This is a genomic window from Streptomyces sp. NPDC050439, assembly GCF_040655335.1.
Classification (GTDB): Bacteria; Actinomycetota; Actinomycetes; order Streptomycetales; family Streptomycetaceae; genus Streptomyces.
Genome location: NZ_JBFAJT010000002.1, coordinates 1288139 through 1312410, shown reverse-complemented (window position 1 = coordinate 1312410; position 24272 = coordinate 1288139). Strand labels below are relative to the sequence as shown.

Annotated in this window: 22 protein-coding genes; 11 read left to right on the top strand and 11 right to left on the bottom strand. The window is 73.3% G+C overall.

Annotated elements, in window-relative coordinates:
• Nucleotides 1-7: 7 nt before the first annotated feature.
• The 4 genes from AB0I66_RS12860 (at nucleotide 8) to AB0I66_RS12845 (ending at nucleotide 5384) form a co-directional block, all read left to right on the top strand.
• Nucleotides 8-2023, top strand: coding sequence for an LpqB family beta-propeller domain-containing protein (locus AB0I66_RS12860; protein ID WP_363207790.1), 2016 nt, complete (start codon nucleotides 8-10; stop codon nucleotides 2021-2023).
• Nucleotides 2020-2943 (top strand): LD-carboxypeptidase, encoded by a 924-nt coding sequence (locus AB0I66_RS12855; RefSeq protein ID WP_363207789.1) that lies wholly within the window; start codon nucleotides 2020-2022, stop codon nucleotides 2941-2943. The genes AB0I66_RS12860 and AB0I66_RS12855 overlap by 4 nt, the downstream gene beginning before the upstream one ends.
• A gap of 141 nt (nucleotides 2944-3084) precedes the next feature.
• Nucleotides 3085-3345: a DUF1049 domain-containing protein gene (locus AB0I66_RS12850; protein WP_363207788.1), complete on the top strand. Its 261-nt coding sequence runs from the start codon at nucleotides 3085-3087 to the stop codon at nucleotides 3343-3345.
• 59 nt (nucleotides 3346-3404) lie between these two features.
• Nucleotides 3405-5384: a DUF5107 domain-containing protein gene (locus AB0I66_RS12845; protein ID WP_363207787.1), complete on the top strand. Its 1980-nt coding sequence runs from the start codon at nucleotides 3405-3407 to the stop codon at nucleotides 5382-5384.
• 13 nt (nucleotides 5385-5397) lie between these two features.
• On the opposite strand, the gene AB0I66_RS12840 is transcribed toward AB0I66_RS12845, so the two are convergent.
• The 5 genes from AB0I66_RS12840 to AB0I66_RS12820 all read right to left on the bottom strand — a co-directional run bounded on the left by AB0I66_RS12840 (nucleotide 5398) and on the right by AB0I66_RS12820 (nucleotide 10463).
• Complete coding sequence (locus AB0I66_RS12840) at nucleotides 5398-6693, bottom strand: amidohydrolase family protein (RefSeq protein ID WP_363207786.1); 1296 nt, start codon at nucleotides 6691-6693, stop codon at nucleotides 5398-5400.
• A gap of 71 nt (nucleotides 6694-6764) precedes the next feature.
• The gene (locus AB0I66_RS12835) at nucleotides 6765-8051 is read right to left on the bottom strand and encodes an amidohydrolase family protein (protein WP_363207785.1); all 1287 of its coding nucleotides are present in this window, start codon (nucleotides 8049-8051) and stop codon (nucleotides 6765-6767) included.
• A 153-nt stretch (nucleotides 8052-8204) separates the two neighbouring features.
• The gene (locus tag AB0I66_RS12830) at nucleotides 8205-8888 is read right to left on the bottom strand and encodes a GntR family transcriptional regulator (RefSeq protein ID WP_363207784.1); all 684 of its coding nucleotides are present in this window, start codon (nucleotides 8886-8888) and stop codon (nucleotides 8205-8207) included.
• Nucleotides 8889-8940: 52 nt separating this feature from the next.
• Nucleotides 8941-9294: a VOC family protein gene (locus AB0I66_RS12825; protein WP_363207783.1), complete on the bottom strand. Its 354-nt coding sequence runs from the start codon at nucleotides 9292-9294 to the stop codon at nucleotides 8941-8943.
• Nucleotides 9295-9362: 68 nt separating this feature from the next.
• The gene (locus tag AB0I66_RS12820; protein WP_363207782.1) at nucleotides 9363-10463 is read right to left on the bottom strand and encodes an enolase C-terminal domain-like protein; all 1101 of its coding nucleotides are present in this window, start codon (nucleotides 10461-10463) and stop codon (nucleotides 9363-9365) included.
• A gap of 291 nt (nucleotides 10464-10754) precedes the next feature.
• Here AB0I66_RS12820 and AB0I66_RS12815 point away from each other — a divergent pair, with 291 nt between their 5' ends.
• Nucleotides 10755-12611, top strand: coding sequence for a transketolase (locus tag AB0I66_RS12815; protein WP_363207781.1), 1857 nt, complete (start codon nucleotides 10755-10757; stop codon nucleotides 12609-12611).
• A 6-nt stretch (nucleotides 12612-12617) separates the two neighbouring features.
• Here AB0I66_RS12815 and AB0I66_RS12810 read toward each other — a convergent pair whose 3' ends face one another.
• Together AB0I66_RS12810 and AB0I66_RS12805 are read right to left on the bottom strand one after the other, a co-directional pair.
• Nucleotides 12618-13181 carry a hypothetical protein gene (locus AB0I66_RS12810; protein ID WP_363207780.1) on the bottom strand — a complete coding sequence of 188 codons (564 nt, stop codon included), beginning with the start codon at nucleotides 13179-13181 and terminating at the stop codon, nucleotides 12618-12620.
• 160 nt (nucleotides 13182-13341) lie between these two features.
• Entirely contained in the window at nucleotides 13342-14151 is an 810-nt protein-coding gene (locus AB0I66_RS12805; protein WP_363207779.1) for a class I SAM-dependent methyltransferase, read from the bottom strand.
• 180 nt (nucleotides 14152-14331) lie between these two features.
• Between AB0I66_RS12805 and AB0I66_RS12800 the strand changes: the two genes are divergently transcribed.
• The 3 genes from AB0I66_RS12800 to AB0I66_RS12790 all read left to right on the top strand — a co-directional run bounded on the left by AB0I66_RS12800 (nucleotide 14332) and on the right by AB0I66_RS12790 (nucleotide 17633).
• A complete protein-coding gene (locus AB0I66_RS12800) occupies nucleotides 14332-15951 on the top strand; it encodes an ATP-binding cassette domain-containing protein (RefSeq protein WP_363207778.1) in 1620 nt (539 codons plus the stop codon).
• Between the two features lie 32 nt (nucleotides 15952-15983).
• Nucleotides 15984-16595 (top strand): TIGR03086 family metal-binding protein, encoded by a 612-nt coding sequence (locus tag AB0I66_RS12795; RefSeq protein ID WP_363207777.1) that lies wholly within the window; start codon nucleotides 15984-15986, stop codon nucleotides 16593-16595.
• Nucleotides 16596-16682: 87 nt separating this feature from the next.
• Nucleotides 16683-17633: an AraC family transcriptional regulator gene (locus AB0I66_RS12790; protein ID WP_363207776.1), complete on the top strand. Its 951-nt coding sequence runs from the start codon at nucleotides 16683-16685 to the stop codon at nucleotides 17631-17633.
• 379 nt (nucleotides 17634-18012) lie between these two features.
• Here AB0I66_RS12790 and AB0I66_RS12785 read toward each other — a convergent pair whose 3' ends face one another.
• The gene (locus AB0I66_RS12785) at nucleotides 18013-18384 is read right to left on the bottom strand and encodes a CBS domain-containing protein (protein ID WP_363207775.1); all 372 of its coding nucleotides are present in this window, start codon (nucleotides 18382-18384) and stop codon (nucleotides 18013-18015) included.
• A gap of 289 nt (nucleotides 18385-18673) precedes the next feature.
• Between AB0I66_RS12785 and AB0I66_RS12780 the strand changes: the two genes are divergently transcribed.
• Nucleotides 18674-19471 (top strand): RNA polymerase sigma factor SigF, encoded by a 798-nt coding sequence (locus tag AB0I66_RS12780; protein WP_363207774.1) that lies wholly within the window; start codon nucleotides 18674-18676, stop codon nucleotides 19469-19471.
• A 16-nt stretch (nucleotides 19472-19487) separates the two neighbouring features.
• Here AB0I66_RS12780 and AB0I66_RS12775 read toward each other — a convergent pair whose 3' ends face one another.
• The gene (locus tag AB0I66_RS12775) at nucleotides 19488-20666 is read right to left on the bottom strand and encodes a PAS domain-containing protein (RefSeq protein ID WP_363207773.1); all 1179 of its coding nucleotides are present in this window, start codon (nucleotides 20664-20666) and stop codon (nucleotides 19488-19490) included.
• Nucleotides 20667-20741: 75 nt separating this feature from the next.
• Here AB0I66_RS12775 and AB0I66_RS12770 point away from each other — a divergent pair, with 75 nt between their 5' ends.
• A complete protein-coding gene (locus AB0I66_RS12770; RefSeq protein ID WP_363207772.1) occupies nucleotides 20742-21461 on the top strand; it encodes a GAF and ANTAR domain-containing protein in 720 nt (239 codons plus the stop codon).
• A gap of 70 nt (nucleotides 21462-21531) precedes the next feature.
• The gene (locus AB0I66_RS12765; protein ID WP_363207771.1) at nucleotides 21532-22764 is read left to right on the top strand and encodes an aminotransferase class I/II-fold pyridoxal phosphate-dependent enzyme; all 1233 of its coding nucleotides are present in this window, start codon (nucleotides 21532-21534) and stop codon (nucleotides 22762-22764) included.
• Here the strand turns inward: AB0I66_RS12765 and AB0I66_RS12760 are convergent.
• Both AB0I66_RS12760 and AB0I66_RS12755 read right to left on the bottom strand, forming a co-directional pair.
• Nucleotides 22761-23375 carry a VTT domain-containing protein gene (locus tag AB0I66_RS12760; RefSeq protein ID WP_363207770.1) on the bottom strand — a complete coding sequence of 205 codons (615 nt, stop codon included), beginning with the start codon at nucleotides 23373-23375 and terminating at the stop codon, nucleotides 22761-22763. The two genes, AB0I66_RS12765 and AB0I66_RS12760, sit on opposite strands and share 4 nt — an antisense overlap.
• A complete protein-coding gene (locus AB0I66_RS12755; RefSeq protein WP_363207896.1) occupies nucleotides 23372-24160 on the bottom strand; it encodes an MBL fold metallo-hydrolase in 789 nt (262 codons plus the stop codon). Before AB0I66_RS12755 ends, AB0I66_RS12760 begins: the two co-directional genes overlap by 4 nt.
• Nucleotides 24161-24272 lie beyond the last annotated feature (112 nt).

Genomic DNA, 24272 nt, shown 5'->3' with positions numbered 1-24272 from the left:
ACCGATCATGGGGGAAGAGAAGGACATGATGGAGACCCAGGCTTACGGATCATGGCCGTCGCCCATCGACGCGGCGCTCGCCGCGGCCCACGACGGCTCCCCGGCCACCGTGGGCTTCGTCGGCGACGAGGCATGGTGGACCGAGCCCAGGCCCGCCGAGGGCGGCAGGCGCGCCCTGGTGCGACGGCGTCCGGACGGCGCGGAGGAGTCCGTGCTGCCCCAGCCGTGGAACGTGCGCAGCCGGGTCATCGAGTACGGGGGGCGTTCGTGGGCCGGGGCCGTGGGGCCCGACGGACCGCTGATCGTGTTCGCGAACTTCGCGGACCAGCGCCTGTACGCGTACGCGCCCGACGTCCCCGGAGCCGCGCCGAGTCCGCTGACCCCGCTCTCCGACGTGGGCGGCGGCCTGCGCTACATCGACCCGTGCGTGCACCTAGGCCGGGGCGAGGTGTGGTGCGTCCTGGAGGAGTACACGGGCGAGGGGCCCACCGATGTGCGCAGAGTCGCCGTCGCCGTGCCGCTCGACGGCTCGGCGGCCGACGACCGCGCGGCGGTGCGTGAACTCTCCGACGACCGGCACCGGTTCGTCACCGGGCCCCGCCTCTCCCCGGACGGCGCCCGCGCGGCGTGGATCGCCTGGGACCACCCCCGGATGCCGTGGGACGGCACCGAACTCCTGGTCGCCGAGGTGCGCGCGGACGGCACGTTCGGCGCCCCCCGGGTGTTCGCGGGCGGCCCCGAGGAGTCGATCGCGCAGGCGGAGTGGGCCCCCGACGGACGGCTGCTGTTCGCGAGCGACCGCACGGGCTGGTGGAACCTCTACCGCGGTGACGTCTCCGAGGGCGGCGGTTTCTCGTCGGGAACACCCGTCTGTCCGCGCGAGGAGGAGTTCGGCGGCCCCCTGTGGCAGATCGGCTCCGGCTGGTTCGCGCCCCTGGACAGCGGCCTCGTCGCCGTCGTGCACGGCAAGGGTGCCACCGCGCTCGGCGTGCTCGACCCGGAGACCGGCGAGGTCGTCGACGCCGCGGGCCCCTGGACGGAGTGGGCGGCGACCGTCGCGGTGAACGGCACCCGCGCCATCGGCGTCGCGGCCAGCCCCCGCAGCGCGTACGAGGTCGTGGAACTGGACACCAGCACCGGCCGCGCCCGCGTGATCGGCGCCGCGCACGACGACCCGGTGGACACCGCGTACTACCCCGAGCCGCGCATCCGCACCTTCAGCGGCCCGGCGGGCCGTGAGATCCACGCGCACGTCTACCCCCCGCACCACCCGGTCTGCGTGGCCCCCGACGAGGAACTCCCGCCGTACGTGGTGTGGGTGCACGGCGGCCCCACCAGCCGGTCCCCGCTCGTGCTCGATCTGGAGATCGCCTACTTCACCTCGCGCGGCATCGGCGTCGCCGAGGTCAACTACGGCGGCTCGACCGGCTACGGCCGCGAGTACCGCAACCGGCTGCGCGAGCAGTGGGGCATCGTCGACGTCGAGGACTGCGCGGCCGTCGCCCTGGCCCTGGCCGACGAGGGCACCGCCGACCGCGACCGCCTCGCGATCCGCGGCGGCAGCGCGGGCGGCTGGACCACGGCCGCCTCGCTGACCACGACGGACGTGTACGCCTGCGGCACGATCATCTACCCCATCCTCGACCTCACGGAGTGGGCCGCCGGCGGGACCCACGATTTCGAGTCGCGTTATCTGGACTCGATGATCGGCCCCTTCGACGAGGTGCCGACGCGGTACGTGGAGCGTTCCCCCGCGGAGCACGTCGACCGGGTCAGCGTGCCCTTCCTGCTGCTCCAGGGCCTCGACGACGTGATCTGCCCGCCCGAACAGGCCGATCGGTTCGTCTCCGAACTGCAGGGGCGCGGTGTGCCGCACGCCTACATCACCTTCGAGGGAGAGGGGCACGGATTCCGCCGGGCGGACACCCTGATCCGGTCCCTTGAGGCCGAACTCGCCCTGTACGCCCAGGTGTTCCGGCTGAAACTGGCGGGCACGGCACCCACCCTGGAGCTCTCCAAGTGAAACCCCTGACGCGTCCCGCGCGACTCACCCCCGGCGCGCGGGTCGCCGTCGTCGCGCCCAGCGGGCCCCTGCCGGAGGAGCGGCTCCAGGCGGGCCTGGACATCCTGCGGGGGTGGGACCTCGAACCGGTCGTCGCCCCGCACGTCCTGGACCGCCACCCGCGGCTCGACTACCTCGCGGGCACGGACGCCGGTCGCGCCCGTGACCTCCAGGAGGCCTGGTGCGACCCGTCCGTCTCCGCGGTGCTCTGCGCCCGCGGCGGCTACGGAGCGCTGCGCATGGTGGAGTCCCTGGACTGGGCGGCGATGCGGGCCGCGGGCCCCAAGGTGTTCGTCGGCTACAGCGACATCACCACGCTGCACGAGGCGTTCGCGGCGCGCCTCGGCCTCGCGACGCTGCACGGCCCGATGGTCGCGGCCATGGACTTCCTCAAGAACACGCGGGCGCAGGAGCATCTGCGGGCCACGCTCTTCGCGCCCGAGGAGGTCCAGGTGATCGCCTCGGGCGGGACGGCGCTCGTGCCGGGCCGCGCGCGAGGTGTGACCCTCGGCGGCTGCCTCTGCCTGCTCGCCTCGGACCTCGGCGCCCCTGGGGTGCGCGCGTCGGCGCGGGGCGGGCTGCTGTTCCTGGAGGACACCGGCGAGGAGACGTACCGCCTCGACCGCTACCTCACCCAACTCATCCGTGCGGGCTGGCTCGAAGGGGTCCGCGGGGTCGCGCTCGGCTCGTGGGTGGACTGCGATCCGTACGACACGGTGCGGGCGCTGCTGCTGGACCGGCTGGGCGGTCTCGGTGTGCCGGTCGTCGAGGAGTTCGGTTTTGGACACTGTGACGCGGCACTGACCGTGCCGTTCGGCCTGGAAGGTGAACTGGACGCGGACAAGGGGACGTTGACGCTGGAGACGCCCGCGCTGGCCTGAGGCCCGCCGCACACACCGCGCCTCACCCGTTTGGCCCACACCCCCGCCCCCGGAGGAGCATCCACCGCGCGCGAACCCGGCCCAGCTGCCCATGCTGGTCACCGGGGGAGGCCGGTCGAAGCTCCGACGGAAGGTCCACGTATGAGTCCCAGCAGCTCGACGGGCGGCGCGAAGGGCGGCGCGGGCGATGGCCGGGGCCGCGGCGGTGGCGTCATGACGCCCGGCAGGATCGCCGTCCTCGCGATCGCCGTCCTCACCCTGGTCTTCATCTTCGAGAACACCCGCCACACCAAGATCAGACTCCTGATCCCCGAGGTGACCATGCCCCTGTGGGTCGCACTCCTGGGCACCGGCCTGATCGGCGCGCTGTGCGGGGCGTACTTCATGCGTCGGCGCAAGTAGCGCCTTTGCGGAATCCTGACCGGGAGAGACCCTGGTCGGGAGGGCGTCGAGCGTGTTCCATGGTGATCGTGACGACCACCGTGCGACGTGACGTGCTGACGCTGCCCGCAGCCCCGCTGGGCCCCGAGAACCCGCTGCCGCCGCTGCGGCCGCTCCGTGAGGTGCACACGCTGGACGAGCGCGGCAGAGAGGGCCTGCCGCGCGACATGGCGCGCCAGCTCGGGTACGAGCCGTTGCGCGGGGTCCTGCCGACGCGGGTGCTCGACGGATACGGGCGCGAGCGCACCGACACCACCCTCGACACCCTGGTCATCGAGAACGAGCGGCTGCGCGCCACCGTCCTGCCGGGCTTCGGCGGTCGCCTCCACTCCCTCTTCCACAAGCCGACCGGCCGTGAACTCCTCTACCGCAACCCGGTGCTGCAGCCCGCCGCCTTCGCGCTGAACGGCGCCTGGTTCTCCGGCGGCATCGAATGGAACATCGGCGCCACCGGCCATACGACGCTGTCCTGCGCGCCGCTGCACGCCGCGCGCGTCGCGGCGCCCGACGGCGGCGAGATGCTGCGGCTGTGGGAGTGGGAGCGGCTGCGCGACGTGCCGTTCCAGGTGGACCTGTGGCTGCCCGAGGACTCCGACTTCCTCCACGTCGGCGTGCGCATCCGCAACCCGCACGAGAAGGCCGTCCCGGTCTACTGGTGGTCCAACATCGCGGTGCCCGAGGAGCGCCGGGTCCTCGCCCCGGCCGACGAGGCCTGGCACTTCGGGTACACGGGCGCGCTGCGCAAGGTGCCGGTGCCCGAGACCGACGGCGTGGACCGGACCTACCCGCCGCGCAGCGAGTACGCCGCCGACTACTTCTACGACGTACCGGACCGCGCACGGCGCTGGATAGCCGCGCTCGACGACGACGGCCACGGCCTCGTCCAGACGTCGACCGACCTGCTGCGCGGCCGCAAGCTCTTCGTGTGGGGCTCGGGCGCCGGCGGGCGGCGCTGGCAGGAGTGGCTGACGGAGCCCGGCACGGGAGGGTACGCGGAGATCCAGGCCGGCCTCGCACGGACCCAGCTGGAACACGTACGCCTGGACGCCGAGGGCGAGTTCAGCTGGCTGGAGTCGTACGGACCGCTGTCGGCGGACCCGGGTCCCGTGCACGGCCCCGACTGGGGAGCCGCGCGCGAGGAGGCCCAGGCACGGCTCGCGGAGGCGCTGCCGCGCGCCGTGGTGGAGGAGGCGTACGACGCGTGGCGGCCGTGCGCGGACACCGAGCCGGGCGAGGTGCTTGCCGCCGGGTCCGGGTGGGGCGCGCTCGAAGTCGTGCGCGCGGGTTACAAGCTGCCGGGTACGCCGTTCGCCGAGTCCACCCTTGGCCCCGAGCAGGAACCGTGGCTGGAGCTCCTGCACTCCGGCGCCGTCCCCGAGCCGCGCCGGGTGGCGCCGCCCGGCCCGACCCTGGTCGCCCCGCACTGGCGGGACATGCTGGAGACGGCGCCCGCGCGGCCGGCCGCCGAGTACCACCTGGGCGTGGCGCAGTGGCACGCGGGCGACCTGGCGCAGGCGGTGCGCAGCTGGGAGCGCGGCCTCGAACTCGCCCCCTCGCGCTGGCCGTTCCTGCGCTGCCTGGCGGTCTCCGACCAGGACGCGGGGAACGTCGAGCGCGCCGCCGACCGGTACGCGGAAGCCTTCGACGACCTGTGCCAGGAGCGGCGCGACGACGGTGTCCTGTGGACGTCCGCGAGTGCCGCCCTCGGCAGGGAGGCGATGGGCGTCCTGCTGGCGGCCGGGCGGAAGGAGGCGGCCCGTGGAGTGTGGGACCGCCTGTCCCCTGCCACACGGGCGGAGGGCCGCTTCCGCCTCGTCGAGATTCAACTGCTCCTGGCGGAGGGCGAGAAGGCCGCCGCACGGGCGATATTCGACGAGGGCTTCGAGGTCGCCGACCTGCGTGAGGGCGCCGAGGTGCTCGGCGAGCTGTGGCACGCGGTCACCGACGAAGAGCTGCCCGCCCGGTACGACTACCGGATGCGGGCAGCTTCACGGGACTGACGCCCCGCGGCGGTTACGTCAGCTCGCCGTTCCTGGCGACGACCTTGCCGCCGTGCACCACCATGTCCCGCTGCGGCATGTCCACCAGGACCTGCGGGAGGCACTCCCCGCGGACGAGGATGAAGTCGGCGGGGGAGCCGGGCCTGAGGTCGGCGTGGTCGAGGCCCATCACGTCGGCGCCGCCGTGCGCGCCCACGTCGTAGCAGTCGGTGAGCTCGTCGTCGAGACGGACGTCGGTGACCCAGCCGAGGATGTGCGCGCGGTGCAGCATGTCGGCGTTGCCGAACGGGCTCCACGAGTCGCGCACCCCGTCCGAGCCGAGCCCGACCCGCACCCCGTGCTCGCGCAGCCTGGCGATCGGCAGGACGAGCGACTCGTTCGGCGCGACCGTCGTCAGGGAGATGTCCTGCTCGCCCAGGTCGGCGGCCATCTTGCCCAGGTCGGTGTCGGACAGGTTCGGCAGGCAGAAGACGTGGCTGACCGTGACCTTGCCGCGCAGGGACAGCGCGCGGGTGCGCTCGATGATCGCCCGCAGGACCTTCGTGCCCTTCTCGTCGCGGTCGTGGAGGTGGATGTCCACGCCGACCCCGTGGCGGTCCGCGAGGCCGAAGACCAGGTCGAGCTGTTCGTCCATCGCGCCGTCGAAGCTGATCGGGTCGATGCCGCCGACCAGGTCGACGGCCCCGGAGCGGGCCGCTTCCTCCAGGAGCTCCGCCGTGCCCGGGGTCCGGATCACGCCGTGCTGCGGGAACGCCACGATCTGCACGTCCAGTGCGTCCCGCAGCCGCTCGCGGGCCGCGTTGACGCCCTCGACACCGGCCAGGTCGTAGGCGGGCGCCACGTCCACGTGGGCGCGCATCGCGCGGGTGCCGCGGGTCACGGCGTGCGCCATCAGGCCGTGGGCGCGCTCGCCGACCGGCCGGGCCTGGCTCTTGAACAGCTCCACGTCCTGGGCGCAGTAGTCGGCGATGCCGCTCGCGGGCTTCCGCGTGACCCAGTCGCCGCCCCACGTCGTCTTGTCCGGGTGGATGTGGGCGTCCACGAGCGAGGGCAGGGCGACCCGGCCGCCGCCGTCGATCACCTTGGCGCCCTTGGGCGCGCGGCCCTGCGTGATGCGGCCGTCGACGACCGTGAGGTCCACGGGGGTCTTCACGCCGAAGGGACGGACGTCGCGGAACACCACGGCCTTGGGGCGGTGCTTGTCACCGTGAGGCGCAGCCGCGGCCGGGGCGGCGGCCGACAGGGCGGCTCCGGTACCCGCGAGGGCGGCGGCTCCGGCGAGTACGCCGCGACGGGAGAGAGGCGTCATGGGGGGGCTCCTTCGAGAGGGGTGGTGCGGAGGAGTGGTGCGCGGGGGAGATACCGGGGGCTCGGGGGTGTTCAGACCGCGATGCCCGAACGCACCACGCGTACGGGCTTCTTGAGGACCGTCACGTCGGCGAGCGGGTCGCCGTCCACCAGGAGCACGTCACCGGCGAAGCCACGCGCGAGGCGGCCCGCCGTGCGGTCCACGCCGAGCAGCTTGGCGGCGCCGGTGGTGGCCGTACGGATCGCGTCGAGCGCGGAGAGACCCGCCGCCCGCATCAGCTCCACCTCGCGGCCGATGGGCTTGATCTTCCCGCCGGAGGAGTCCGTGCCCGCGGCCAGCGGCACGCCCATCTCGTGCGCGGCGAGCACGGCCCGCTTCAGGACCGGCAGGTACTGACGGCCGCGTTCGGCGAGCACCGGGTCCGAGGACTCGGCGAGGCCCGCGATGGCGGTGAGGGTCGGCGTGAAGTACGTGCCCCTGCGCCGCATCTCGTGCAGGGTGCGCTCACCGACGAACGCGCCGTGCTCCAGCGAGCGGATGCCCGCCATGACGGCGTCGTGGCAGCCCTTCTCGCTGTAGCTGTGGCAGAGCACGCCCTTGCCGCCGCGCCGGGCCGCCGCGACCACGGCGGACAGCTGCTCGCGGTCGTACACCTGGGCCAGCGGGTCCTGCTCGGGCAGCCCGGCCCGCTCGTTGACCCGGGTCTTGATGACGTCGGCGCCCCGGGCGAGGTTGACCTCGACGACGCGGCGCAGCGCCTCGGGTGAGCGCACCCCGTCGCGCAGTTTGGCCAGCGGGGTCAGCTCCGGGTCGGCGAGGATCGTGTCGCCCAGGTCGGGCGTGACGAAGACACCGGCGGCGCGCAGGCGGGGCGCCTGGCCCGGGGCCTGGCGGGCCAGTTCCCGTACGGCGATGTCCTGGAAGAAGTTGGTCGAGCCGCTGCGGGCGCTGGTCGCGCCGAGCAGCACCGCGTCGCGTGCCTCGGCCGCGGTGTTGAGGTGGATGTGCGCGTCGACGAGACCCGGCAGGACCCAGCGCCCGTGCGCGTCGAGCACCTCGGCGCCCTCGGGCACCTCCGTCCGCCCGCGCCTGCCCGCCGCGCGCACGACACCGTCCACGATGACGACCACCGCGTCCTCGGTCACCTCGCCGGTCGCGGGGTCCAGGAGGGTGCCGCCCTCGACGACCAGATCACCGCCGGTCCGCCGGCTGTCGGGGGAGGCCGTGCCGGGCGTGGCACTCGCCCGGGGCGCGGCGGCGGCCAGCGCGGCCGTGGTCCCGGCGAGCGCCGCCGCACCCGCGAGGACGCCGCGCCGGGTGAGCCGGGAAGAGGGCGGAGGGGTGTTCTCGACGCACATGGGGCTGCTCCAGGACGGGTTACGGAGGGAACGCGTCCGCAGTTTGTATACCAAGCTGGAGTGGCCCGCAAGGGAGGGCGAGGAAATGTGCAGGTATCAGCACAGTAATGACCAGGGGAGATGGCACTCTGCATGCCTTGGTATACAGAAGGCTCAGGAGGTGCTTTCCTCGAAGAGCGCCCTCAGCGCCACCGCCTGGCTGTCCCGCACATGCAGCAGTGTGCTCGCCGCAGCCGTCTCCTCGTCGCCCGACGCGATCTGCCGGTAGATCAGCTCATGCTGGGCCCGCATGTGGTCCGGCTCCGCGCGCATGCCGAACAGGAGCTGGAGCTGCCAGCTCAACTGCTCCATCGTGCGGGCCAGGAGGGGATTGCCGGTGAGGGCCACGATGCCCTCGTGGAAAGCCGTGTGCGCGGCGACCTCGCGGGGCCCGTCGTCCACGTCCGACGCCTGCTCGGCCTGGTGCAGGGTGCCCCGCAGCGCGGCGAGACCCGGCGGCTCGTCCGGCAGGCTCCGCGCAACCCGGCGGGCCGCGAGCCGGGACGCCTGGACGGCGAGCGGCTCCCACACCTCGTACAGATGCCGCACGTCGGAGCGTTCAAGACGGCGCACCCGCACCCCGCTGTGCGGCAGGAGCTCCAGCAGCCCCTCGGCGACCAGCGCGCGCATCGCCTCCCGCACCGGGACCCGCGACATCCGCAGCTCCTCTGCGACCTCACGCTCCACGAGACGCGAGCCCAGCGGGTAGCGGCGGTCCACGATGCGCTGCCGGACGGCCTCGCGCGCCTGGGCGCTCAACGAGATCCGTTCCGTACCGTCCGCCGTACTGCCCGCCACGTGCACCGTCCTCCGTTCGGCCTGCCTGCCGTGGAGGATACGGGCAGACCGGTCAGGTCGCGGGGCGCCGGTCCGCGTACTCGAACACGGTGCCGTCCGGGTGCACCGCGATGAGGTTGCGGCCCACCGGTGTCGGGACGGGGCCCGCGATGACACGGGCGCCGGACGCGTTCAGGACGGCGTACGCCTCGTCGACGTCCGGTACCGCGATCGTCGCCGAGACCTTCCTGAGGATCTCCAGCTCACGCTCGGGTCCGCTCATCAGCAGAAAGCAGCCGACCGCCGCGACCGACACGCCCTCCCGCTCGAAACGCTGCGCGGTACCGCCCGCGAGGCGTTCGTAGAAGGCGACCGAGGACTCCAGGTCCTCGACGCAGATACGCAGCGTGGCTCCCAGGATCTCCATACGGGCGAGCCTAGTTGGCCCGGCCGCCATCCGAGATCGTTTCGACGGACTTCCGGGCGCCGGCGCCGTTAAGCGACCCGGTATCCCTCGATCTCCTCGGTGCGCCGCAGTTCCAGGCCGTGCCCCACGCCGCCGTCGGGGCGGACGACGCCGCCCGTCGGGTCGAGGGCGCCGTCGAAGAACATCGACTCGATCCGCACATGGTCGTGCAGCCACTCGATGTGCCGCAGATTCGGCACGCACGCGGCGACCGCGGCATGCGCGTGCGGCGCGCAGCGGGCCGAGACCTCGATCCCGTGCGCCTGCGCGAGGGCCGCGGCCCGCAGCCACTCCGTGAGGCCGCCGCAGCGCGTCGCGTCCAGCTGGAGGCAGTCCACGGAGGGGACCATCCGCGCGAAGTACGGGAGGTCGTAGCCGTAGCCGCCGGCCGCGACATCGCAGACCAGCGCGTCCCGCACCAGCGCGAGCCCCCGCAGGTCGTCCGAGGGGACCGGCTCCTCGAACCAGCCCACACCGTGCTCGGCGAGCACCCGGCCCACCCGGATCGCCTGCTTACGGGTGTAGGCGCCGCTCGCGTCGACGTACAACTCGGCCTGCGCGCCGATGACATCGCGCGCGGTGCGCACCCGCAGCACGTCGCGGGCCGCCGCCCGGCCCCAGGCCTCGCCGACCTTGATCTTCACGCGGGGTATGCGCTGGCCGTGCACCCAGCCGTTCAGCTGGGCCGCCAGATGCGTGTCGTGGTACGTCGTGAAGCCCCCGCTCCCGTACACGGGGACCTCGTCGCGGGCGGCGCCCAGGAGACGTACGAGGGGGATCTCCAGGAGGCGCGCCTTCAGGTCCCACAGGGCGATGTCGATCGCCGAGACGGCGCACGACGCGGCACCGGGGCGGCCGGTGTTGCGCACCGCCTTCGTCATCGCCGCGTGCGCCGCGGGGATGTCGAGCGCGTCGAGACCCGTGACGGCCGGGACGAGCTGCTCGGCCAGCAGGGCGACGACGGACGCCGGACCGTAGGTCCAGCCGGTGCCCGTCGCGTCGCCCGCCGTGATCTCGACGATCACGATGGTCGTGCTCTCCCAGGCGAAGGTGCCGTCCGCCTCGGGGGCGTCCGCGGGGACACAGTAGGCGGACAAGGCGGGGGTTTCGATGCGCACTGCGTCCTTCATCGGGACCGTCCTGGATCACGTGCGGGGTGGGGGCGCGCGGCGGTGCGGGGCCGGTTCACAAGCCCCCACACCTGCGACGGCGCTCCATACGGGTATCCCGAAGCCGGGCGGGCAAACCGGACCGGCCCCCCGATTCCGCCCCGCGTCGCCGCGGTGTTTGACGGCGGGGCGCGAGGGCAACCCGAAGGGCTCGCGCGCCGATGCCGTCGGAAGGTCACGTCCGGCAGGAACCGACGGCCGGCGCGCCCGGCGGACCGCCGGAACCGCACGCCCATCCGAGGAGGACCCGCCATGACCACCAGCGAACTCGCCCCACTCGCCCGGCAGTTGCGGGTCGACTCCGTCCGGGCCGCCGACGCGGCGGGCTCCGGGCACCCCACCTCCTCGCTGTCCGCCGCCGATCTGATGGCGGTGCTCGCCGCGCGCCACCTGCAGTACGACTTCGACCGGCCCGACCATCCCGGCAACGACCGCTTCATCCTCTCCAAAGGGCATGCCTCGCCCCTCCTCTACGCGACGTACAAGGCGGCCGGCGTCGTCACCGACGACGAGCTGCTGACCTTCCGCGCCCAGGGCAGCCGCCTCGAAGGACACCCGACGCCGCGCCGCCTCCCGTGGGTCGAGGTCGCCACCGGCTCCCTCGGCCAGGGGCTTCCCGTCGGCGTGGGCATGGCCCTCTCGGGCAAGCGCCTCGACCGGATTCCCTACCGGGTCTGGGTGCTGTGCGGCGACAGCGAGCTCGCCGAGGGCTCGGTGTGGGAGGCCGTCGAGCACGCGGGGTACGAGCACCTGGACAACCTGACCGCCGTCGTCGACGTCAACCGCCTCGGGCAGCGCGGCCCCACCCGCCACGGCTGGGACCTGCACGCCTACGCCCGCAGGTTCGCCGCCTTCGGCTGGCATGTCGTGGAGGCCGACGGCCACGACCTGGACGAGATCGACCGCGCCTTCCGGGAGGCCCGCTCCACCACACGCCAGCCCACGGTCGTCCTCGCCCGCACCGTCAAGGGCAAGGGAGTCGCCGCCGCCGAGGACCGCGAGGGCCTGCACGGCAAACCCCTGGCCGAGGCGGCAGCGGCGGTCGAGGAGCTGGGCGGCGCGGGCGCAGGCGAGGACGTACGCGTGGAGGTGCGCAAACCCGCCGCCGCGCGTGCGCTGCACGCGACACGCAGCGGCCATCTGGAACTGCCGCGCCACCAGGTGGGCGACTCCGTCGCCACCCGCACCGCCTTCGGCCAGGCGCTTGCCGCGCTCGGCACCGCACGCGGCGACATCGTGGCCCTCGACGGGGAGGTCGGTGACTCCACGCGGACCGAGTACTTCGCCAAGGAGCACCCCGACCGCTTCTTCGAGTGCTACATCGCCGAGCAGCAACTCGTCGCCGCGGCAGTGGGGTTGGCGGCCCGCGGCTGGGTCCCGTACGCGTCGACGTTCGCCGCGTTCCTCACCCGTGCCCACGACTTCGTCCGCATGGCGGCGATCAGCGGTTCCGGCATCAACCTCGTCGGGTCGCACGCCGGTGTGGCCATCGGTCAGGACGGGCCGTCCCAGATGGGCCTCGAAGACCTGGCGATGTTCCGCGCCGTACACGGCTCGACGGTCCTGTACCCGTGCGACGCCCACCAGACGGGCAAGCTCGTCGCGCAGATGGCGGATCTGGACGGCGTGCGGTACCTGCGTACGTCACGCGGGGACGCGCCCGTCATCTACGGCCCCGGCGAGGAGTTCCCCGTCGGCGGCTCCAAGACCCTGCGCTCGTCCGGCAACGACCGGCTCACGCTGGTCGCGGCGGGCGTCACCGTGCACGAGGCGCTGACCGCGGCCGAGTACCTGGACCGCGAGGGCATCCAGGTCCGGGTCATCGACCTGTACTCGGTCAAGCCCGTCGACCGCGCCACCCTGCACGAGGCCGCCGAGCGCACCGGCTGTCTGCTCACCGTCGAGGACCACCGGCCGGAGGGCGGCATCGGCGACGCCGTCGTCGAGGCCTTCGGCGACGGCGGCCCGGTGCCCCGCCTGGTGCGGCTGGCGGTGAACACGATGCCCGGATCGGCGTCCCCCGAGGAGCAGTTGCACCACGCGGGCATCGACGCCGAGTCCATCGCGGCGGCGGCGCGGCTGCTCGTGGAGCAGGCGGTCGTGCGGTGAGGTCGGTCAGTGCCCGCCGGGCTCCGCCGATCGCGCCGACGGCGTTGTCCGTGCCGACCGCGCCCTGAACCAGGCGTTGGACGCGGGCCGGAACATCAGGACCGTCGCCACCAGCACCGCGCTCAGATGCAGCACGCGGCTCGCGCCGAACAGGACGTCCACTGCCCCCAGGTCACGGAAGGCGTCCCCCAGAGGATGCCCTTCGGCCAGCCAGCGGAGCGGTTCGACCACCAGGGACAGGGTGCCGAGGACACCGAGCCCCACGGCGAGCGTCAGACGCGCCCAGTTCCTGCCGCGGCGCAGCTGCACGGCGGTCAGGACGGCCGCCGAAAACACGGCCATCCGCAGCAGCAGTCCGCCCGCCAGTTCCCCGGCGGACGCGTCGCCGTCGGCCACCAGAGCACCGGCCATGAGCACCGTCTCGAAGAAGCCCGCCACGACCGCGGTGATCCAGAGCGCGAACGCGGCGTGGACGGGCGGGGGAGCGGAGACGGGCGGGCGAGCGGAGGGCTCACCACCGCCCGGCCGTGCGGGGCGGTGCCCCGGATGTCCCTGCGTCGCGTTCGTCATGGTGCGCCTCGCTCACTGCGGTCCACCCTGAACCGTCCGTCTGAATGGTTCCGGCGAACGCGGCCCGGGGCACGCCCGCCCGCCCCCCTCTTCAGGTGTCGTCAGCACCCCTGCGCAACATGAGGGAACCCCCTGGACGTGCCTACGTGCTTACGTGCTCTCACTTCCGGCAGAGGATCTCCCCGTGCAGCACGGCGAACCAGCCGTCCTCCCGCTCTCCCCACTCCCGCCACGCGTCGGCGAAGGCCCGCAGCTCACCGGCGTCGGTGTGGCCGCCCTCCACGGCAAGTCCCGCGTAGTCGGAGGCGACCGTGCGGTCCGCCCACAGGCCGCTCCACCAGGCACGCTCATCGGCCGATGTGTAGCACCAGGTGCTCGCGCTCGCGGTGACGTCGTCGAAACCGGCCTGAAGGGCCCAGGACTTGAGACGGCTGCCCGCGTCCGGCTCGCCGCCGTTCGCGCGGGCCACCCGCCGGTACAGGTCGAGCCAGCCGTCCATGGCGGGGAGCTTCGGGTACCAGGCCATCGCCGAGTAGTCCGCGTCACGGGCGGCGACGACGCCGCCCGGCGCGCAGACGCGCCGCATCTCGCTCAGGGCGCGCACCGGGTCGCCGACGTGCTGGAGCACCTGATGCGCGTGGACGACATCGAAGGAGTCGTCCGGGTAGTGCAGGTCGTGGACGTCGGCGACGCCGAACTCCACGTTGCGCAGGCCGCGTTCGGCCGCCGTCGCGCGGGCCCGGTCCAGGATGCCGGGCGCGTGGTCGACGCCCGTGACCTGGCCGTCGGGCACGAGCGCGGCCAGGTCGGCGGTGATCGTGCCGGGTCCGCAGCCGATGTCCAGGATCCGCAGGTGCGGCTTCAGCGCGTCCAGAAGATAGGCGGCCGAGTTGGCGGCGGTCCGCCAGGTGTGGGAGCGCAGGACGGACTCGTGGTGCCCGTGCGTGTAGACGGCCGTTTCCTCCGGCATGGCGGAACTCCTTCACGATCGCTGCCGCTTCGCTGCGGTGGACCGAACGGTACGCCGCCATGTCGAATAATGAGACCCGCGTATCACTATGTGGTCAACCCGCCAGGGGGGAGCGGCCGGAAACGGAAGGACGCGAAACGCATTTGCGGCAACGCGTACCCCGCACGGAGAATCCCCCGCATGGGACATCTGGAAGCCGCGCACATCGAGTACTACCTGCCGGACGGCCGAGCGCTGCTCGGCGATGTCTCCTTCCGCGTCGGCGAGGGCGCCATCGTCGCCCTGGTCGGGGCGAACGGCGCGGGCAAGACGACCCTGCTCCGCCTGATCTCGGGCGAGATCCAGCCCCACGGCGGCACCGTCACCGTCAGCGGCGGCCTCGGTGTCATGCCGCAGTTCGTCGGGTCGGTGCGCGACGAGACGACCGTGCGCGACCTGCTCGTCTCCGTGTCGAACGCCCGCATCCGCGATGCCGCGAAGGCCGTGGACGTGGCCGAACACCTGATCATGGCCGTCGACGACGAGGCCGCCCAGCTCCAGTACGCCCAGGCGCTCTCCGACTGGGCCGAGGCCCACGGCTACGAGGCCGAGACCCTCTGGGACATGTGCACGACGGCCGCGCTCGGCATCCCGTACGACAAGGCGCAGTTCCGCGAGGTCCGCACGCTCTCCGGCGGCGAGCAGAAGCGCCTCGTGCTCGAAGCCCTGCTGCGCGGCGGCGACGAGGTGCTGCTCCTGGACGAGCCGGACAACTACCTCGACGTACCCGGAAAGCGCTGGCTGGAGGAGCGGCTCAAGGAGACGCGCAAGACCGTCCTCTTCGTCTCGCACGACCGCGAGCTCCTCGCCCGCGCCGCCGAGAAGATCGTCAGCGTCGAGCCGGGACCCGCGGGCGCCGACGCCTGGGTGCACGGCGGCGGCTTCGACACCTTCCACGAGGCGCGGCGCGAGCGGTTCGCACGCTTCGAGGAGCTGCGCAGGCGCTGGGACGAGAAGCACGCGCAGCTGAAGAAGCTGGTGCTCAGCCTGCGCCAGGCCGCGTCGATCAGCCATGAGCTGGCCTCGCGGTACGCCGCCGCGCAGACCCGGCTTCGCAAGTTCGAGGAGGCGGGGCCGCCGCCCGAGCCGCCGCGCGAGCAGGACATCACCATGCGGCTGCAGGGCGGACGTACCGGCATCCGGGCGATCACCTGCAAGGACCTCGAACTGACCGGCCTGATGAAGCCCTTCGACCTGGAGGTCTTCTACGGCGAGCGGGTCGCCGTCCTCGGCTCGAACGGCTCGGGCAAGTCGCACTTCCTGCGCCTGCTCGCGGGCGGCGACGTCGCGCACACCGGCGACTGGAAGCTCGGCGCGCGCGTCGTGGCAGGACACTTCGCGCAGACCCACGCCCACCCGGAGCTCTTCGGCCGCACGCTCCTGGACATCCTGTGGCGCGAGCACGCCCAGGCCAAGGGCCCCGCCATGTCACGCCTTCGCCGGTACGAGCTCACCGGGCAGGCCGAACAGCGCTTCGAGCGGCTCTCGGGCGGCCAGCAGGCCCGCTTCCAGATCCTGCTCCTGGAGCTGGAGGGCTCCACCGCCCTGCTGCTCGACGAGCCCACCGACAACCTCGACCTGGAGTCCGCCGAGGCCCTCCAGGAAGGCCTTGAGGCCTACGAGGGAACGGTCCTCGCCGTGACGCACGACCGCTGGTTCGCCCGCTCCTTCGACCGCTACCTCGTCTTCGGCAGCGACGGTCTCGTGCGCGAGACGCCCGAGCCGGTGTGGGACGAGCGCCGCGTGGAGCGCAAGCGGTAGCGGCTTCCGGCCGCAGGAGGACAATGGCGGGTATGGCAGACACGACTGGCACAGCCGGCCCGTCCCACCTGAACGACCGCGAGCTCCTGGACCGGCACGCCGCCGCGCTCGACCTGTTCGGCGACCGGGTGCACGCGATCGGGCCCGACCAGTGGGACGCGGCAACGCCGTGCACCGACTGGTCCGTACGCGACCTCGTCGATCACCTGACCACCGAGCAGCTCTGGGTGCCCTCGCTCGTCCGCGACGGCGCCACCATCGACTCCGTCGGCGACGCCTTCGACGGCGACGTGCTCGGGCCCGACCCCGTCGCTTCCTGGGACACCGCGGCGGCCGCCGCCCAGGAGGCGTTCGGCGAGCCGGGCGCCGTCTACCGCACGGTGCACCTCTCCTTCGGCGACACAGCGGCCGACTTCTACTGCGGGCAGATGATCACCGACCTCGTCGTGCACGCCTGGGACCTGTCCCGGGCCATCGGCGCGGACGAAACCCTTCCGGAAGATCTCGTCGCCTTTTCCCTGCACGAAATCAAGCCGTACGCTGCGGACTTGGCGAAGAGCGGGCTCTTCGCCCCCGCGGTGGAACCACCGCGGGACGCCGACGCACAGACGGAGCTGCTGAGTCTGGTGGGGCGCCGGGTGTAGCCGCGGGGGAGCGTCAACGATGTCGGGGGAGCGGGTGAGTCACGCGTGAGTGCCCAGGTGCCGAGGGCGTCTTTCAGGACCGCGGACGTGGACGAGGCGCGGCAGGTGATCGGTGACGCGTTCTACAGCAACTTCATGGACGTCCTCGACGGGCCGCGCGCCTTTCGCGCCGAGTTCGACATCGGGCAGCTCGGCGCGCTCACCGTCGGCGAGCTCAGCTGCGGCGCCGATGTGTGGATGCGGGTCGGTGAACTGGGCGCGTACCACGTGAACATTCCGCTCGGCGGGCACATGCGCTTCAGGCAGGGCGGCGGCGCGAGCACCGTCGCGACGGCGCAGCGGGCCGGGGTGTTCCAGCCCGTCGGCGACACGGTGGTGGAGCGGTGGACCGGCGACTGCCGGATCCTCGCGGTGAAGATGGACCGCGAGGCGCTCGAACAGCGCCTGGAGCAGCTCCTCGGCCGGCCGACCCGCGCCCCGCTGACGCTCGCCCCCGAGCTGGACACCACCCATGGCCCGGGCCGCAGTTGGGCCCGCCTCGTCACCACGGTCATCGGGGACCTGCGCGTGGAGCCGGGCACTCCGCCGGGCCAGGCGTCCCTCTACGCGTCGCCCCTGGTCGCCGCGCCCCTCCAGGAGGCGATCCTGAGCGGGCTGCTGCTCGCCGTCGATCACCCCTACCGCGACGAACTCACCGCCCCGGAGCGGAGGTTGCGCCCGGCGCCCGTGAAGCGCGCGATGGACGCCGTCCAGGAGCGGCCCGAGTATCCCTTCACGCCCGCCGGGCTCGCCGCCGAGGCGCGGGTCGGGGTGCGCTGGCTCCAGGAGGCCTTCCGCCGCTATGTGGGCATGTCCCCCATGGCGTACGTACGGGAGGTGCGGCTGATCCGCGTGCGCGACGAACTGCGGGAGGCGGAGCCCGGCGCGATCAGCGTGAGCGAGGTGGCGCACCGGTGGGGCTTCAGCCATCTGGGGAGGTTCGCCGAGCAGTACCACGCCCGCTTCGGGGAGTTGCCGTCCCAGACGCTGCGGCGCTGAGTACGCGGGGTGTGCCGTCCGGGGCGTGCGCCGTCCGGGGTGTGCGCCATCCGGCGCGTGCGTTATACGGACAGCGGGCGCGCTCAGCGGATCGTGGCCGCACGGGTCACTGATTTATCGTTTCACCTGTCACCGGTCGGGCCGGTCGCTGCCCACGGGTCCTCAACCCGCCCCAGGGCCGCGACCGTGACGGACCGCCGGGGACGTTCCGGCCCGGCCTCAGGCCGGGCCGGGCCCGCGCCGCGGGTCCGGTCGCTCCCCCTGCACCATCCGTGCAACCGGACCCGCTCCCTCCGGACCGGGCCAGGACCCCGCCCGGCCGAGGGCCGGGGCTACCCCGGCCGTGGCGTCAGCCGCCGCGGCGAAGGGTGCCTCGGCCTCAGGCCGAAGAAGCGAGATCCCTGAGGGTCACCATGCCCACCGGCTGCCCGTCCTCGACCACGGGCAGCCTGCGCACGGCGTTCTCGAGCATCAGGCTGACCGCCGACGCCACGGCGTCGTCGGGGGCGACCATCACCGGATCCGGCGTGCAGATGGCCTGCGCGCTGACGGTGAGGGGATCGGCGCCGTCGGCGACGGCCCGCAGCGTGATGTCCCGGTCCGTGAGCACGCCGACGAGGCGGCCGGACGTGGCCACCAGAACATGCCCGATGTCCTGCGCGCGCATCAGCTGTGCCGCTTCCACCAGCGAGGCATCGGGACCTACCGCCACGACACCCGGTGTCATGACGTCCCTTACGACAACAGCCATGGTGGGGCCCTTCCTGTGGGGGGTCGGTTGTCTCGCCGCAGTACCCCGGTTCGGCCGGTCCATGCGGGTTTGCCCGGAAGAAGTGCGGAGACCCGTCCTCCGCACCCCCACGGGCACGCACATGTGTTTGCTTCCCGGGCTTCGGGGCAGGCGGAGTTCACAGTGCTTCGGAACGGAGGCACGTCCGTGGGAGCGGTTTCGCGCTCGCCGGGTGTGCCCCGTCGCGCTCTCGCGTCCACCCACGGTGACTCTTCAACCCAAGGCACCGAAAGAGGAGTTGCGACGCATCATGCGATCCGACGCGCGACAGACGAAGCGCCATCCGCACGACGACGCACCCGACACCGCAGCCGCCTTCCGCAGGCTGACAGAGATGCCGCACGGGCCCGAACGCGACGCACTGCGCCAGGAGCTGGTCAGGGCCTGGCTGCCGATGGCCGAGCGCCTCGCCGGCCGTTTCCGCAACCGCGGCGAAGCACTGGACGACTTGCGCCAGGTGGCTGCCCTCGGCCTGGTCAAGGCCGTCGACCGTTACGACCCCGAGCGCGGCAGCGCTTTCGAGAGCTACGCCGTGCCGACGGTCACCGGCGAGATCAAGCGCCATTTCCGTGACCACATGTGGACCCTCCATGTGCCCCGCCGCGTACAGGACTTGCGCAACCGGGTGCGGTTCGCCCGCCAGGAACTGACCCAGACCGTTCCCGGGCGCGCCCCCACCCTCGTCGAGATCGCCGAGAAGGCGCAGCTCTCCGAGGAGGACGCGGCCGCCGGTCTGGAGGCGCTGGAAAGCTTCACCGCGCTCTCCCTGGACGCCGAACTGCCGGGCAGCGACGACGGATACGCGCTGCGCGACGCACTCGGCGCACCCGACCCCGCGCTCGATGTCGTCATCGACCGCGAGGCCGTCAAGCCGCGCATCGCCGCGCTGCCCGAGCGGGAGCGCGACATCCTGTACATGAGGTTCTTCGGCGACATGACGCAGAGCCGCATCGCCGAGCAGCTCGGCATCTCCCAGATGCACGTCTCGCGCCTGATCAGCCGCTGCTGCGACCGGCTGCGCGAGGAAGTCATGCAGGACGCCGCCTAGGGCCCGCCAGAAGGGCTTAGTTGAGGCCGGAGGTCTCCCGGCTCGCGTGACGGGCCATGGCCAGCGCGATGTGGCGCGACATCACGTCGACCGTCTGCGCCTCGGCCATCGAGAACGCGAGCCGCGCCCCGCTCCTGAACAGCGTGAGGACACCCTCCACCGGACCGTCCGAGCGTTCCCTCAGCGGCACGCACAGCAGGGACGTCACCTGCGCGCGCACGAGGACGGGGGCGCCGGACGCGTCCTGGCCGAAGGAGTCCGGATCCTCCGGACGCACCTGCAGCATGGGCGCCCCGCCGCGTGCCGCCTCGACGACGAGGGGGCACGCGGCGGGCGCCTGTGCGAGGACGTCACCGACCGGCGCGTCCTTCGGCCCGAGGACGGTCGTGCGCCGCTGCCGCGCGGCCCCTTCGTCGGCGATCACCCAGTCCGCGAACCGCGGGTGCAGGACACCGGCCGCCCGTGCGAGAACGGCCACGCGGTCCCCGGCGGGAGCCGTGAGCAGGGCGGTGGTCATGGCGTCCGCGAGGTCCATGCGGGCCGCGTGCCGGGTCGCCTCGCCGAGGTCGGGGGCGGGAGCGGGGGCGGAGGCGGAGGCGTGCGAGGCATCCCGGGGTGAGGAGGCGTGCGAGTCCGCGGGCTGCATTCCCGGCTGGAGCACCACCAGGACCGCCGTACGCGGCTCGCCGCCGGGCCGCAGCGCGGTGAGCGTCGCGCGGACCGGGAGGTGCGGGTCGCGCTGGAGGTGGACGGTGAGGCTGCGGTCACCCTCGCCGCGGGCGACCGCGGCGGTCTGCGAGCGGAACGCCACCCGGTCCGCGTGCAGCAGGAATCCGGTCAGCGGCCTGCCGGTGGCGTAGCCCGCGCGTACGCCCGTGAGGCCGGTCGCGGCGAAGTTCATCCGCCGCACCACCGACTCCCGGTCGACGAGGGCGACGGGCAGGGGGAGGCGCTGGAAGAGGGCCCGCAGGAGGTGCTGCTCGTCCCGGTCGGGAGCGCCGCTTCCCAAGTGACCCTCGGTGGCCAGGCGTTCGTAGAGCGGCCGCAACTGGGCGACCACATGGTCGAGTTCGAAGATGGCCGCGTCGAGGACGGTGCCGAGGTCGTCCGTCGGGACGGAGCGTGCCGACTTCAACTCCCCGACGCGCCGCACGAAGTCCGCGATCTCCTCACCGAACTCCTCCGCTTTGGCCATGTGCCGAACGTATCCGCTGCGGTCGTTTTCCGGGGGGTCTCGCGGGAAGGCGGAGAAAAGGAGGAGGAACCCACCATGCCCCTCGTACCGGAACGGGATCTCGACCTGGCGGGACCGGAGTCCGCGCTGCCGGGACGCAGGCTCTCGCAGCTGGCGGAACAGGCCGTGCGCTGCACCACCGCGTGCTGCGGCGCGGGCACGACCGTATCGGAGGGCGGCAGCGACCACCCCGCTTCGGTGACCCACCCCGACCTCGCCGGTCTCGTCTCCGTACAGCTGCGCTCGGGCGACGGTCCCATCCCGGCGGCGCAGGAGCGTGGGGCGCCGGTGGAGACCGGTGACCTGCTGCGGGACGAGCGGTGGCCGGTGTACCGCGCCATGGCGCTCGACACCGGCGTACGCTCCAGCGTCACGCTGCCCTTCCGGCGCGGGGGGCTCACCGTCACCCTGACCCTGTTCAGCTTCCGCCCCGGCGCCCTGGACGACGTCCGGCACGGTCCCGCCCAGGCGCTCGGTGACCTCGCCACGACGGCCCTGGTCCGCGACCGCCGCTACCGCGCGGCCCTCACCGAATTGGATCACCTCGGCACCGCCCTGCGCACCCGCCCCGTGGTCGACCAGGCCTGCGGCATCATCATGCACGTCCTGACCTGCGATGCGGACCGGGCCTTCACGATGCTGCGCCGCATCTCCCAGACCACGAACCGCAAGCTGGCCGACGTCGCGGCCGCGGTCGTGGAGACGCGCGGCAAGGGCCTTGAGAAGGAGCTGGCGGCCCTGGCCGCGCAGAACTGACCGCCCACACAAGGCACCCGGCCGCGGCCCTCCGCGCGCGGAGAACGCCCCGTCGCGTTTCGATGGGTACATGCGGACGGAACCCGAAGGCCGTGGCCCTGTCCGGTACGGGCCACCCCTGCCGGAGCCGGGCCTCCCGGTCCTGCCCGAGCTCTCCGCCGTGCTCGCCGGTGCCGCGGGCCGCGCCCACGCGGAACCGCCCGGCGGCAGCCCCGCCCTGCTCGACGCCGCGAGCGGCTACTGGGCCCGGCGCGGCCTGCCGGGAGAGCGGGACCAGGTCGTCGCGGCGCCCGGTGCCGCGCCCCTGCTGCTCGCGCTGACCGCCGCCCTCGGCGGCGGCGACGTCCTGCTCCCGCGGCCCTGTCCCGCCTGGTGGGCGCCGCAGGTGCGGCTGCTCGGCCGGGCGGTTTACCACGTGCCGACGCCCGCGGAGTGCGGCGGCGTCCCCGATCCGTTCGCCCTCATGGAGACCGTCCGCCGTATCCGCGCCGAGGGCGGCACCCCACGCCTCCTCGTGCTCTCCGTCGCCGACGACCCCACCGCCACCGTGCCGCCGCCGGAGGTGCTGCACGAGGCCGTGGAGGCGGCGGCGGACGAGGGGCTGCACGTCGTCAGCGACGAGACCTGGCGCGACACCCTGCACCGGCCGCACGACACGGTGCTCGTGAGCCCCGCCGAGATGGACCCCGCACGCGTGACGGTGCTGACCGACCTCTCCGGGGCGTTCCTGCCGCCGGGCTGGCCCGCCGCGGTCGCCCGGTTCCCGGCCGGCGCGCGGGGCTCGGCGCTGCGGGCCCGAACCCTGGACGTCCTCACCGCGCTGGGCGCCTGCGTCACGGCGCCGGTCGGGGCGGCGGCGGCGTACGCCCTGGGCGAGCCGGACGAGGTCACCGACCGCCTCGTCCGCGCGACCCGCCTGCACGCGCGCGTGGCCGCGGCCGCGCAGCGCACGGTGCTCGCGGCGGGCGCGCTCGCCCGCCCGCCGGGGGCGGGCCGCCACCTCTACGTGGACCTCGGGCCGCTCCGCCCCGCGCTCGCCGCGCGCGGCGTCGGCGACTCGCAGGACCTGGAGGACTTCCTCGGCGAGCGCCTCGCCATGCCCGCGCCCGGCGGCCACCGCTTCGGCGACGAGCTGGGGGCGCTGCGCGTACGCCTGTCCACCGGCCCCCTGCTCGGCGCGACCCCACAGGAGCGCCTGGCGGCCCTCACCGCGCAGGACGCGACCGAACTCCCTTACGTGGAAAGGTCATTGAGCACGCTGGCCGCAGCCTTCGACGCTCTCCGCGCGACAGCCCAGGCCTAGGCCGCCGTGCCCCGGACCTTGTGCCACACCGTCGGTGCCACGCTGATCAGCACCGTGAGAGCGACCGCCACCAGCACGCCCTGCCACGGCTCCTTGAAGAGGGAGCCGCCGAGAATGCCGATCAGTTGGTACGTGAAGGCCCAGGCGAGGCACGCCGGTATGTCGCCGCGGGCGAACTGGCGCAGCGGCATCTTCGCCATCAGACAGGCCAGCATCACCGGAATCCGCCCGGCCGGGACGAGCCGGGAGAGGACGAGCACCAGCACGCCGTGGTCGTCGAGCTTCTCCTGCGCCTGGGCAAGACGCTCCTCGGGCGCCCGGTCACGGATCGCCGCGAGCCAGCGCGAGCCGTTCTTCGAGTGCATGCCGCGCCGGCCGAGCCAGTACAGCGCCATGTCACCCAGGAACGCGGCGAATGCCGAGACCGCGAACACCAGGAGCAGCGCGAGGGGCGCCTCCTGGTGGAAGGCCACCACCGCGGCCGAGCTGACGAGCGCGCCCGTGGGCACCACGGGCACCAGCGCGCCGACCACGATGAGCAGGAACAGCGACGGATAGCCGAGGGCCTGCGTCGACCCCGGAGTCACCTGGGCCGTCAGGGCGAGGATCACTGAGGGTCTCCCTTGGTGACCTCGGGCCGCACGCTCTCGCCGTGCCCCAGGCGGTGCACCGCCACCTCGGGCGCGATCCGCGCGGCCTGGCGCACGAACTCCTCGCCCGGCGTATGGAATTCATGGGGCCGCACGGCGTCCATGCCGATCGGCCAGTACGTCCCGTAGTGCACCGGCACCGCGCTGCGCGGCGCGAGCTCCGCCAGGGCCAGGGCCGCACGCCCCGCGTCGAGGTGACCATGGCCGAGATACGGCCCCCAGCCACCGACCGGAAGCAGCGCCACGTCGACGTCCCCGACCTCCTCGGCCATCGAGTCGAAGAGCCCGGTGTCCCCGGCGAAATACGTCCGCGCCTCACCCCGCACCACGAAGCCGAGCGCGGGCGCGGCATGCGGTCCGACGGGCAGCCGCCGCCCGTCGTGCCGCGCCGTCACCACGCGTACGACCAGGTCGCCGATCCGCACCTCGTCACCCGGCACCACCTCGATGAGGCGCAGATGGGAGAGCCGGCGCGCGAGCCCCGGCACCTGCCGGCGTGCGCCGCGCGGCAACAGCACACGCGTGCCCGGCGTGATCCGTGCGAGGGACGGCAGATGCAGATGGTCGGCGTGCAGATGGGAGAGGAGCACGATGTCGGCGACGGCCGCCTCGGGCGGCGGGAGCGCGCCCCTGCGCCGGCGCAGATGGGCCAGGCGGCGGGCGAACAGCGGGTCGGTGAGCACCCGCAGCCCCGAGTCCTCGACCGTGCAGGTGGCATGACCCCACCAGGTGATCTCCACCGGCACTCCCATTGCTCCTTCTTCCTCCTTCGCGCGACTGTCTACGAGCCTACGGCCAGGAGTAGGGTCTTCGGCTGACGCCAGTGGTGAGGATGCCAGAGGTGAGGGGGACGCGATG

Coding starts and splice junctions, on each gene's coding strand:
- AB0I66_RS12810 (WP_363207780.1), bottom strand. CDS start 13,181: ATGACGAACGCGACGCAGGGACATCCGGGGCACCGCCCCGCACGGCCG.
- AB0I66_RS12770 (WP_363207772.1), top strand. CDS start 20,742: ATGCCCCTCGTACCGGAACGGGATCTCGACCTGGCGGGACCGGAGTCC.
- AB0I66_RS12775 (WP_363207773.1), bottom strand. CDS start 20,666: ATGGCCAAAGCGGAGGAGTTCGGTGAGGAGATCGCGGACTTCGTGCGG.
- AB0I66_RS12765 (WP_363207771.1), top strand. CDS start 21,532: ATGCGGACGGAACCCGAAGGCCGTGGCCCTGTCCGGTACGGGCCACCC.
- AB0I66_RS12815 (WP_363207781.1), top strand. CDS start 10,755: ATGACCACCAGCGAACTCGCCCCACTCGCCCGGCAGTTGCGGGTCGAC.
- AB0I66_RS12795 (WP_363207777.1), top strand. CDS start 15,984: ATGGCAGACACGACTGGCACAGCCGGCCCGTCCCACCTGAACGACCGC.
- AB0I66_RS12800 (WP_363207778.1), top strand. CDS start 14,332: ATGGGACATCTGGAAGCCGCGCACATCGAGTACTACCTGCCGGACGGC.
- AB0I66_RS12845 (WP_363207787.1), top strand. CDS start 3,405: ATGGTGATCGTGACGACCACCGTGCGACGTGACGTGCTGACGCTGCCC.
- AB0I66_RS12840 (WP_363207786.1), bottom strand. CDS start 6,693: ATGACGCCTCTCTCCCGTCGCGGCGTACTCGCCGGAGCCGCCGCCCTC.
- AB0I66_RS12780 (WP_363207774.1), top strand. CDS start 18,674: ATGCGATCCGACGCGCGACAGACGAAGCGCCATCCGCACGACGACGCA.
- AB0I66_RS12805 (WP_363207779.1), bottom strand. CDS start 14,151: ATGCCGGAGGAAACGGCCGTCTACACGCACGGGCACCACGAGTCCGTC.
- AB0I66_RS12825 (WP_363207783.1), bottom strand. CDS start 9,294: ATGGAGATCCTGGGAGCCACGCTGCGTATCTGCGTCGAGGACCTGGAG.
- AB0I66_RS12785 (WP_363207775.1), bottom strand. CDS start 18,384: ATGGCTGTTGTCGTAAGGGACGTCATGACACCGGGTGTCGTGGCGGTA.
- AB0I66_RS12860 (WP_363207790.1), top strand. CDS start 8: ATGGGGGAAGAGAAGGACATGATGGAGACCCAGGCTTACGGATCATGG.
- AB0I66_RS12835 (WP_363207785.1), bottom strand. CDS start 8,051: ATGTGCGTCGAGAACACCCCTCCGCCCTCTTCCCGGCTCACCCGGCGC.
- AB0I66_RS12820 (WP_363207782.1), bottom strand. CDS start 10,463: ATGAAGGACGCAGTGCGCATCGAAACCCCCGCCTTGTCCGCCTACTGT.
- AB0I66_RS12850 (WP_363207788.1), top strand. CDS start 3,085: ATGAGTCCCAGCAGCTCGACGGGCGGCGCGAAGGGCGGCGCGGGCGAT.